The organism is Microvirga sp. Mcv34 (assembly GCF_024519725.1).
Classification (GTDB): domain Bacteria; phylum Pseudomonadota; class Alphaproteobacteria; order Rhizobiales; family Beijerinckiaceae; genus Microvirga.
This window is the reverse complement of sequence record NZ_JALJRK010000118.1, coordinates 1-9521: the sequence shown is the minus strand read 5'-3', so window position 1 is coordinate 9521 and position 9521 is coordinate 1. Positions and strand designations below refer to the sequence as shown.

Genomic DNA, 9521 nt, shown 5'->3' with positions numbered 1-9521 from the left:
CATGGTGGCGATGGTCGCCTCGATCTCCTTGATGCCGATGGTCTTCTTGCGGCGGCCTTCGGGAAGGAGCATCTGCGACGCGCCGGTCTCGTCGATCACGTCGATCGCCTTGTCCGGCAGCTTGCGGTCGTTGATGTAGCGGGCGGACAGTTCCACCGCCGCCTTCACGGCTTCGTTGGTGTATTTCAGCTTGTGGAAGTCCTCGAAATAAGGCTTGAGGCCCTTCACGATCTCGATGGCGTCCGGCACCGAAGGCTCGTTCACGTCGATCTTCTGGAAGCGACGCACGAGGGCACGGTCCTTCTCGAAATACTGGCGGTATTCCTTGTAGGTGGTCGAGCCGATGCAGCGGAGGCTGCCCTGAGCCAGGGCAGGCTTCAGGAGGTTCGAGGCATCCATTGCGCCACCGGAGGTCGCGCCGGCGCCGATCACCGTGTGGATCTCATCGATGAACATGATGGCATTCGGATGCGCCTCGATCTCCTTCATCACCTGCTTCAGGCGCTCTTCGAAATCGCCGCGATAGCGGGTGCCGGCCAGGAGCGTGCCCATGTCGAGGGAGAAGACGGTGGCGCCCTTCAGGACCTCCGGCACCTCGCCCTGGACGATCTTGCGGGCGAGGCCTTCGGCGATGGCGGTCTTGCCGACGCCGGGCTCGCCGACGAGCAGCGGGTTGTTCTTCTGGCGGCGGCACAGGACCTGGATGGTGCGCTGGACCTCGGACTCGCGCCCGATGAGCGGATCGATCCGGCCTTCCTTCGCCTTCTTGTTGAGGTTGACGCAGTAAGCTTCGAGCGCATCGCCCTTTTTCTTCTGGCGCGCGTCGCCCTCCTCCTGCGTCGGGCGCTCGCTGGAGGATTCCTCCTCGGAGCCACGCGGGGAGCGGCTCTCGGTCAGACCGGGGCGCTTGGCGATGCCGTGGCTGATGTAGTTGACCGCGTCGTAACGGGTCATGTCCTGCTCCTGCAGGAAATAGGCGGCATGGCTCTCGCGCTCGGCGAAGATCGCCACGAGCACGTTCGCGCCGGTCACCTCGTCGCGGCCGGAGGACTGGACATGGATCACCGCCCGCTGGATGACGCGCTGGAATCCGGCTGTAGGCTTGGAATCCTGTCGACCGTCGGCCACCAGGTTGGCAAGCTCGCTGTCGACGTAATCGACCAAGTTGCGGCGGAGAATTTCGAGATCGACATTGCAGGCGCGCATAACGGCAGCCGCATCCTGGTCGTCGATCAGGGCCAGGAGAAGATGTTCGAGGGTAGCGTATTCGTGACGGCGCTCGCCTGCAAGAGCGAGAGCTCGGTGAAGGGCTTGTTCAAGACTGCGAGAAAAGCTCGGCAACGGCTTGTCCTTTTATGAGACGGGGCTCGGCTAATTCTTTTCCATCACGCATTGCAGAGGATGCTGGTGCTTGCGGGCGAAATCCATCACCTGAGTCACCTTCGTCTCGGCAATTTCGTACGTAAAAACTCCACACTCCCCAACGCCATTCTGGTGGACGTGCAACATGATCCGGGTCGCATCCTCGCGGTTCTTGTTGAAGAACCGTTCCAGCACGTGCACCACGAACTCCATCGGGGTGTAATCATCGTTCAAGAGAAGAACGCGGTAAAGGTTCGGCCGTTTCGTACGCGGTTTGGTTTTCGTAATGATAGCCGTATTCGAGCGGCCGCCATCATCGCCATCGCCTCCAGGAGGCTGTGACCCGCCGGCAGCAGAAATCGGACGTGGCTCCGACAGGGTCAAAGTACCTTGAGCTACCCGCAGCATATTCGGACGACCGCCCCTTCTTCTATTCTGGCCTTCGGCTTCCAGCCCGACCATCGTCGAGCCATCGGCTCTAGCCAAATGTATAGTCGCTCCATTCGGTTCGCCAGATCAACCAGATGGGTGGTCGCAGCCGTGATTAAAAGAGCGACATCTTGGTCACTCCTGCGCGAGCGGGGCCGCTTTGCCGACCGGCCCTCAATGCATGGCAGCCCCAACGCAAAACGCCCGGGACAAGCCCGGGCGTTTCATGCGAGAGGGTCTGGCGTATCTCAGGCCTTGGCGGCCGTCGCCTTGGAGAGGAGCCCTTCGTAGGGCCTCATCGTCTCGGTGGCGAGATTGGAGTACAGCGCGCCCATCTTGGTCGCCTGGCTGACGAGGCTGTCATAAGCGCCCTTCACGAAAGCGGTCTGGATCTCGACGGCCTTGTCGAAGGTCTGGACGCCAAGCAGCTTCTCGACAGTGGAGGAGGTCTGCTCGAACGACTTGCGGGCGAAGTCCGCCGTCTCGGACGCGATGACCTGGCTGTTGCTGGAGAAAGCTCCCAGCGCCTTCATGGTGGCATCCAGGTTGTCCTGGCCGAACTTCTGAATCTGGGTGAGCGGCTGAAGCATTGTGAACCTCGGCAATAAGACGTTAAATGACGGTTGGGCCCGCTGGAAAGCTGACGATATCAATATGTGCAGTGCACAAATTTTTGTCAAGTTCCATTGTGCATCGCACAATGGGTTAGTCGATTGATCCTCTCCCGTTAACCGCCCCGTAACCGCAACCTCTTACCGTGAGACCATGTGTTGTGCCGGCAACGGTTTCCTCGAGAGAACCGGGCGCAGGGGCCTAAAAATCAAGCGAAACAGGGATTTTTGCAGCATGAATTCGGTTTGGATGGGACACCGAAAGACATGGGCTCTCATTGGCATTGTGGCGTCGGTTGCAGTGGCTGTCGTATCCCCGGCCGAAGCGGCGCGTAAGGCGAAGCCTTCCGGCGGCGGGTACAGCCCCCTTTCCGCTTCCATCGTGGTCGACGCCAAGACCGGGAAAATTCTTCAGGGCGAGAATGTGGACGAGCCGCGGATTCCGGCCTCGCTCACGAAGGTGATGAGCCTCTACCTCCTTTTCGAGCAGCTCGAGCGCGGCCGGATGCGGGGCGATACCCCGCTGACCGTTTCGGCCTATGCGGCCAGCCAGCCGCCGACCAAGCTTGGCCTCCGCCCCGGATCGACCATCGAGGTCGACGATGCCATCAAAGCCATGGTGACCCTGTCGGCCAACGACGTCTCCGTCGTCGTCGCGGAAAACATTGCCGGATCCGAGGACGCTTTCGCCCGGATGATGACCCGCAAGGCGAAGGAGCTCGGCATGAGCTCGACCGCGTTCTACAACCCGCACGGTCTGGCGCACGAGCCGCCGAACATCACCACCGCTCGCGATCTGTCCATCCTCGGCCGCGCGATCCAGGACCGTTTTCCGCGGTACTTCGCCTATTTCCAGACCCAGTCCTTCCAGTACGGAAAGCGCACGATCCGCGGCCATAACCGGCTGCTCGGCAAGGTCGAGGGCGTGGACGGCATCAAGACCGGCTATACCCGCCTGTCGGGCTTCAACCTGCTGACCTCGGTCAACACGGACAGTCGCAGCATCGTCGCCGTGGTACTCGGCGGCCGCTCGGGCGCCTCCCGCGACCAGAAGATGGCCGGACTCATCCAGAGCCACCTGCCCCGCGCCTATGCCGGCGCACGAATGGCGCCTTCCGTGGTCGAGAACCAGCCCGCCATGGTGGCCGAGGCTCCAGCTCCGCGTCCTGTCGAGCCTGCTCCCTTGGCGGCTCCCGTGAGAGTGGCCTCGGCCACCCCGCAGGCTCCTGTAATAGCCCAGGCCTCGACGCCTCCGACCGCTCCCGAGCGCAAGCCGCTGGATCTGAACACCTTGCGGCCGGTCGTTGCCTCGGCCGCCGGCGCCAGCTCGACCACCACGCCCTCCTCGGTGCGGTGGCAGAAGGGTCCTGAGCCGCTGCCCCTGAACGCTCAGGCCTATGCGGCCCTGCCCGCGCCGGCCCAGATCCCCGCCTCTCAAAAGGCCGCGCTCCAGGCCAAGATCGACCCGAAAGCCGAAGCCTCGAAGGGCGAGGCGGCCGAGCCGAAGAAGACCGTGAGCGGTTGGGTGATCCAACTCGGTGCGACGGACGACGAGGCCAAGGCGAAAGCCATGCTCGACACGGCCCGCGGCCGCTTCGGCAAGGTCCTCGCCAAGGCCTCCCCCTTCACGGAGAAGGTCACCGTCGACGGCTCCGTCCTCTACCGGGCGCGCTTCTCCGGGTTCTCCGAGTCGAATGATGCCGCGAATGCCTGCAAGCAGCTCAAGAAGAGCGGCGTGAACTGCTTCGCCGCGCGCGGCTGATCTGATGTGAGAACGCTGTGACGGCACGTGTGTTTGTGCCGTCACAGCCCGAAGACAACCGGATCGCGCGTGGAGTATCAGCGATGTCGGCCCAGCAAGACTTCTCTCGCCTCGTTCACGCGAGCCGCGAGGTACGCCGTCCCTCCTTGGTCCGGATGGAGTTTCTTCATGAGCGTCCGATGCGCTTTTCGGATCTCGTCGAGGCTCGCACCCGGCTGAAGGCCCAGGATCTGATAGGCTTCCTCTTTCGTCATTACGCCCGTATGCGCGTGAGTGCGCGTCCGCGTGTCACGATCTCCGTGAGCGTTTTCACGCCAGCCGGCAAACCGGCGGTCAAGATAAGCCTCTAAGAGCGGGACGCCCTGAGGATCATGAGCGCTGCACTCGTCGTAGAGCCGGCCCAGGCTCTGCGGATCGAGGCTCGAAAGGCGCCGCCCGGCGAAGGCTCCGACCAGGATGGTGCCTTCGACCGCTCCTGTCGCGTGGTCGATCTCCATCTCGATCATCGCCGACCGGATGCGGGAGAAACGGCTTCCCGCCTGCTGGAACTTCCGCCAGGGGCCGGGAAGATTCAAGGCGCTCCACCCCAGGGCCCACGCGCCGAAGCCGCCGAGCAGAAGGGCCATGTCGATCCGTCCCTTGATACCCACGAGCACGGCCGCGCCGATCGCCGCGACACCGGCCAAGGTTTTGAGGCTCTTGGCCAGAACCTTCGGGTCGGCGCGCGTATAATTCTTGCCAAGCCACCACAGAAGAGCGACCGCCAGTATTCCAAGAAGAAGCATCATCATTTTCGTCCCCACCCCAACATGTGGGCCGGGATGGGGCGGATGTAAATTGCCGGCTCGAAGAATGACGGCCGCGGCGGATGGCTATTCCGGACGCTTCGGAATCTCGAGACCGCGCTGAACGGCCGGTCGCGCGAGGCCCCGCTCCAGCCAAGCCGGAACACGTATCAGGCTATCGAACTCGACCAGTTCTCCGGCGCCGTAGAACCCGACGAGGTTACGCACCCATCCGAGCAGCGAGATGTCCGCGATGGTGTAGTCGTCACCCATGATCCAGTCCCGTCCTTCGAGCCTCGTCTCAAGGACGCCCAGCAGACGCTTGGATTCGTTGCGATACCGCTCCAGCGGACGCTTGTCTTCAATCTCGCGCCCGGCGAATTTGTGGAAGAAGCCAAGCTGGCCGAACATCGGCCCCACCGATGCCATCTGGAAGAACACCCACTGGATGGTCTCATACCGTCGGGCGGGATCAGAAGGCAGGAACTTGCCGGTCTTTTCGGCAAGATACAGCAGGATGGCGCCGGATTCGAACAGGGGCAGAGGCTTCCCGCCCGGTCCATCGGGATCGATGATCGACGGAATCTTGCCGTTCGGGTTCAGGGACAGGAACTCGGGCGTCCAGGTCTCGTTCTGGCCGATGTTGATGAAATGCGGCTCGTAAGGCAGACCCGTCTCCTCGAGCATGATGGAGACTTTGACTCCATTCGGCGTCGGGGTGGAATAGAGCTGGATCCTGTCAGGGTGCTGGGCGGGCCAGCGGGAGGCGATCGGGAAGTCTGAGAGGTCTGCCATGGAAGCTCCATCATCGGCATGAGTCGTGATGGAGGGATGCTAGAGGGAGCAGCCTGGCTTGCAAATGCGAGGCTGCTCAAGGCTGGTATGAAACCTAGTGCAGGAGCGCGTTCCGGCTGCGCTGGCTCTCCCGTTCCCAGGCCTGTACGACGACGCCGTTGATGCCCGAATCGTGCAGCCTGTCGCTCAGGTCGATGAAATGCCGCTCGGTGGTCTCCACCTCGATTTCGATCTGCTCGTCCTCGGCATGGTCGAGTTCCGAGGCGGCGTAGCGTTCATAGGCGGCCGACATCTCCGCATAGGCGAAGGCGACGGGAAGGGTGCGGAAGATGGTGGAGAATTCCTCGTCGAGCTCCCCCGTGGTCAGGTCCCGCATCTGGACCAGATAGCCGTCATCGTGCTCGCAGACTTCGTAACGCCAGTGCCGGCCTTCGGATGCGCACATCAGCATCGGAACCTCCACTCAACTGAACTGCTGAGCCAATGCTGCACGAGCCAGCGCGGTTCCAAGCCGCTCATCAACGAACAAGAAGATCCCCAGCTCAAAAGGCTAACGGCGACCGGCCGCCTCTACCCTGACGCGACCTCCGACCCGCACCTGCGTGCCGTTCCCCAGATCGACGAAGCCCTGGCCAGACTTCAAGGAATCCGGCCTGTCCGCCTGGATGCGGCGGTCCTTGACACGATCCTGGCATTCCGGCGGTACCTGGATCTGGATCTGGATGCCGGGCGGCACGTCGGGCATGCGGCACTCTTTCGCAAGCACAGGAGTGGCTGCACAAGCCAGAAAAGCGGCGGTGGCGACGAATCTCATGGGAGGTTCTCCGACGATTCACATAGGTTACAGCAGACCCAGCTCGGCCAGTTCGCGACGCATGTCCTCCGGCATCACGGCAAGATCGCCTGCCTTCAGGTCGATGTCGCGCGGCGCCTCCTTGGCGACGAGGTAGCGCCAGCCCTGGAAGGGTCTGTAGGGACGCGGCTCCACGGCAACCACCTTTGGCTCAAGCACCAGATGGCAGCGGCCGATCCCGTCTCCATCCGTGAACGGCCGGATGGCGAGCAGCCTCTGGCGGGCCGCGACCTGTCCTTTGATCACCCAGAACAGGGAACCGCCATCCAGCAGCTCGTCGACCCGCTTGGGCACCATGCGCGTCGTGTGCGTCTGCTCGTAATCCCGTCCGAGGCGTCGATGCAGCGCGCGGTTCTCCTCGATCCATTCTTCGAGATCCGTGATCGATTCGCAGCCAACGCAGAGTTTGATGAGATGAAGTGCCATGTCCGTTTCAACCATGCGCCCGCCGGCCCGTCACCCGGCGATGCGCCGCAGGTCATTCCTCCGTCTTGAGCACGATGAGGCGGGCCCCTTCCGCCACCTGCGCGCCCGGCTCGGCAGCGATCTCCGCCACCTCGGCGTCGGACGGCGCGACCAGCACATGCTCCATCTTCATCGCCTCGACGATGGCGAGCCGCTGCCCCTTCTCGACCCGGTCGCCCGGCTGCACGAAGACGGCGATGAGTTTTCCATGCATCGGCGCCTTGACGCTGCCGCCCTCGTCCATGTGTTCGAGATCGACGTCGAACGGATCGTAGGACTGGACCAGCGTCTGGCGTCCGTTGCGGATGATGTAGACGCCGTGCGGCGCCTCCACTTCCTGATCGACCTGCGCATCGTCCCAGGGATCGCTCGTCCCGAAGGCGACGGTACTGGCGCCAGGATGCTCACGGCTGAACACCTCGCGAGCCTCGAGGCGTTCGCCATCGACGCGCAGCGGAACCCCGACGCTGCGAAGGCCCAGAAGCTGGAAGCCGTCCGGCATGGACCAGGGCGATGACGGCTCGTCGCTCTTCTGCAGTTCGATCATGCGCAGCCGCTCGATCTCTCGGGAGATCAGCGCCGAGGCGCCGAACGACACGGCAACCTCGTCGAGCGGCTGGGGTCCAACGCCGAGGCTCTCGATGTTGCGGTCGATGAAACCCGTATCGAACTGCCCGTCCCTAAAGCCTTCGGCCTCGCACAGCTTCTTCAGGAAGGCCGCGTTGGTCTTCGGCCCCGCAACGATCGTTCGGCCAAGCGCCTCGGCCAGCATGTGCAAGGCCTCCTCGCGGCTCGCGCCATGCGCGATCACTTTCGCGATCATGGGGTCGTAATAAGGCGTGACCTCGGCCCCGGCCTCGACCCCGGTATCGATACGGATGCCCTCTCCTTCAGGAAATTCCAGCGCCCAGAGCTTGCCGGTCGACGGCAGAAATTCCTTCTCCGGGTCTTCCGCATAGAGACGCGCCTCGACCGCATGGCCGTCGATGGCGAGGTCCTCCTGCGTGAAGGGCAGCGTCTCGCCGGACGCGGCGCGGAATTGCAACTCGACCAGATCGAGCCCGGTGATCGCCTCCGTGACCGGGTGCTCCACCTGGAGGCGCGTATTCATTTCCATGAAATAGAACCGATCGGGACGCAGCCCTTCGCGTCCATCGGCGATGAACTCGACGGTGCCGGCGCCCACATAGCCCACCGCGCGAGCCGCCTCGACGGCCGCCTGCCCCATCGTCTGGCGCATCTCGGGCGTCATGCCCGGAGCCGGCGCCTCCTCGATCACCTTCTGGTGGCGGCGCTGGAGCGAGCAGTCGCGTTCGAAGAGATGCACCACGTTGCCATGGCCGTCGGCGAAGACCTGGATCTCGATGTGACGCGGGGACAGGATGTACTTTTCCACCAGCACGCGCGGATCGCCGAAAGCGTTTTGCGCCTCGCGCTGGGCGCTCTCCAGGGCCGCGTCGAAATCGGCCGCCCTGTCGACCCGCCTCATGCCCTTGCCGCCGCCGCCGGCGACGGCCTTGATGAGAACGGGATAGCCGATCTCATAGGCCTTCTGGCGCAGGAAATCCGGATCCTGCTTGGAGCCGTGGTAGCCGGGCACGACCGGGACGCCAGCCTGCTGGACAAGCGATTTGGCCGCGTCCTTCAGGCCCATGGCCTTAATGGCGGAGGCCGGCGGCCCGACGAAGACGATGCCGTTCGCCGCGCAGGCCTCGGCGAACTCGGCCCGCTCGGACAGGAACCCGTAGCCGGGATGGATGGAGGCGGCTTTCGTGCGCTTGGCGACGTCGATGATCCGGTCGATACGAAGATAGCTCTCGCGGGCCGGCGGGGGGCCGATGGGATGGGCCTCGTCCGCCATCTGCACGAACAGCGAATCCGCGTCGGCCTCGGAATAGACCGCGATGGTGCGCATCCCGAGGCGCTTGGCCGTGCGGATGATGCGGCACGCGATCTCGCCGCGGTTGGCGATCAGGACACTCTCGAGCATTTCCATCCCTTACCAGATTTTCCGTCCCGGTTTTGAGAAACCTAGAGCAAACCTCAAGGGACTTGTCACGCCTGAACATCCGGGAGGCCCCAGGCCACCTGCGCTTAAGGGTAAGCTCGCCTTCCAGATGCAACTTTGTGCAACTCTCCCCTTGCCGATCCCCCTGATCCGGGCTAGCTTCTTATTGCAAATCATTTGCAACTGCAGAAAGACCCCATGGACCAGTCCGCCCCCGTCTCTCTCGTGCGAAAGGCCGCGTGGCGGCATACGTCGGAATTGCCCCCTCTGCCGGAGGTCAATCGCTCGATCGCGGTGCGCCCGGGATCGGCCTGGCGGCGGGCGGCGGCCTTCCTGGGGCCTGGCTATCTGGTGGCAGTGGGCTACATGGACCCGGGCAACTGGGCGACCTCCATCGCCGGCGGGTCCAAATACGGCTATGCCCTGCTCTCGGTGGCGCTGATCTCCAATA

At 63.5% G+C, this 9521-nt stretch carries 10 protein-coding genes and 1 pseudogene; 2 read left to right on the top strand and 9 right to left on the bottom strand.

Translation table 11 applies throughout. From position 1 onward, the window contains the following. From OC446_RS27585 to OC446_RS27575, 3 genes are all read right to left on the bottom strand, one after another. On the bottom strand, nucleotides 1–1341 hold a 1341-nt coding region (locus OC446_RS27585; RefSeq protein WP_262032148.1), incomplete at its 3' end, for an AAA family ATPase. A gap of 30 nt (nucleotides 1342–1371) precedes the next feature. Further along, on the bottom strand, nucleotides 1372–1770 hold the full coding sequence (gene clpS, locus OC446_RS27580; RefSeq protein WP_262032150.1) for an ATP-dependent Clp protease adapter ClpS: 399 nt from the start codon (nucleotides 1768–1770) through the stop codon (nucleotides 1372–1374). Between the two features lie 269 nt (nucleotides 1771–2039). Beyond that, nucleotides 2040–2381 (bottom strand): phasin family protein, encoded by a 342-nt coding sequence (locus OC446_RS27575; RefSeq protein ID WP_262032147.1) that lies wholly within the window; start codon nucleotides 2379–2381, stop codon nucleotides 2040–2042. Nucleotides 2382–2703: 322 nt separating this feature from the next. Between OC446_RS27575 and OC446_RS27570 the strand changes: the two genes are divergently transcribed. After that, nucleotides 2704–4164 carry an SPOR domain-containing protein gene (locus OC446_RS27570; protein WP_410055160.1) on the top strand — a complete coding sequence of 487 codons (1461 nt, stop codon included), beginning with the start codon at nucleotides 2704–2706 and terminating at the stop codon, nucleotides 4162–4164. Nucleotides 4165–4241: 77 nt separating this feature from the next. Here OC446_RS27570 and OC446_RS30925 read toward each other — a convergent pair whose 3' ends face one another. The 6 genes from OC446_RS30925 to OC446_RS27540 form a co-directional block, all read right to left on the bottom strand. Then, nucleotides 4242–4955, bottom strand: coding sequence for a DnaJ domain-containing protein (locus tag OC446_RS30925; RefSeq protein ID WP_315986552.1), 714 nt, complete (start codon nucleotides 4953–4955; stop codon nucleotides 4242–4244). 81 nt (nucleotides 4956–5036) lie between these two features. Then, complete coding sequence (locus OC446_RS27560; RefSeq protein ID WP_262032146.1) at nucleotides 5037–5744, bottom strand: glutathione S-transferase N-terminal domain-containing protein; 708 nt, start codon at nucleotides 5742–5744, stop codon at nucleotides 5037–5039. A 94-nt stretch (nucleotides 5745–5838) separates the two neighbouring features. Then, nucleotides 5839–6195, bottom strand: coding sequence for a hypothetical protein (locus OC446_RS27555; RefSeq protein WP_181052961.1), 357 nt, complete (start codon nucleotides 6193–6195; stop codon nucleotides 5839–5841). A gap of 99 nt (nucleotides 6196–6294) precedes the next feature. Next, the gene (locus tag OC446_RS27550; RefSeq protein ID WP_262032145.1) at nucleotides 6295–6489 is read right to left on the bottom strand and encodes a hypothetical protein; all 195 of its coding nucleotides are present in this window, start codon (nucleotides 6487–6489) and stop codon (nucleotides 6295–6297) included. A 96-nt stretch (nucleotides 6490–6585) separates the two neighbouring features. Beyond that, entirely contained in the window at nucleotides 6586–7023 is a 438-nt protein-coding gene (locus tag OC446_RS27545) for a DUF1489 family protein (protein WP_262032144.1), read from the bottom strand. 52 nt (nucleotides 7024–7075) lie between these two features. Next, the gene (locus tag OC446_RS27540; protein WP_262032143.1) at nucleotides 7076–9052 is read right to left on the bottom strand and encodes an acetyl/propionyl/methylcrotonyl-CoA carboxylase subunit alpha; all 1977 of its coding nucleotides are present in this window, start codon (nucleotides 9050–9052) and stop codon (nucleotides 7076–7078) included. A 216-nt stretch (nucleotides 9053–9268) separates the two neighbouring features. Between OC446_RS27540 and OC446_RS27535 the strand changes: the two are divergent. Then, nucleotides 9269–9521: pseudogene (locus tag OC446_RS27535) on the top strand (divalent metal cation transporter); the annotation flags it as partial.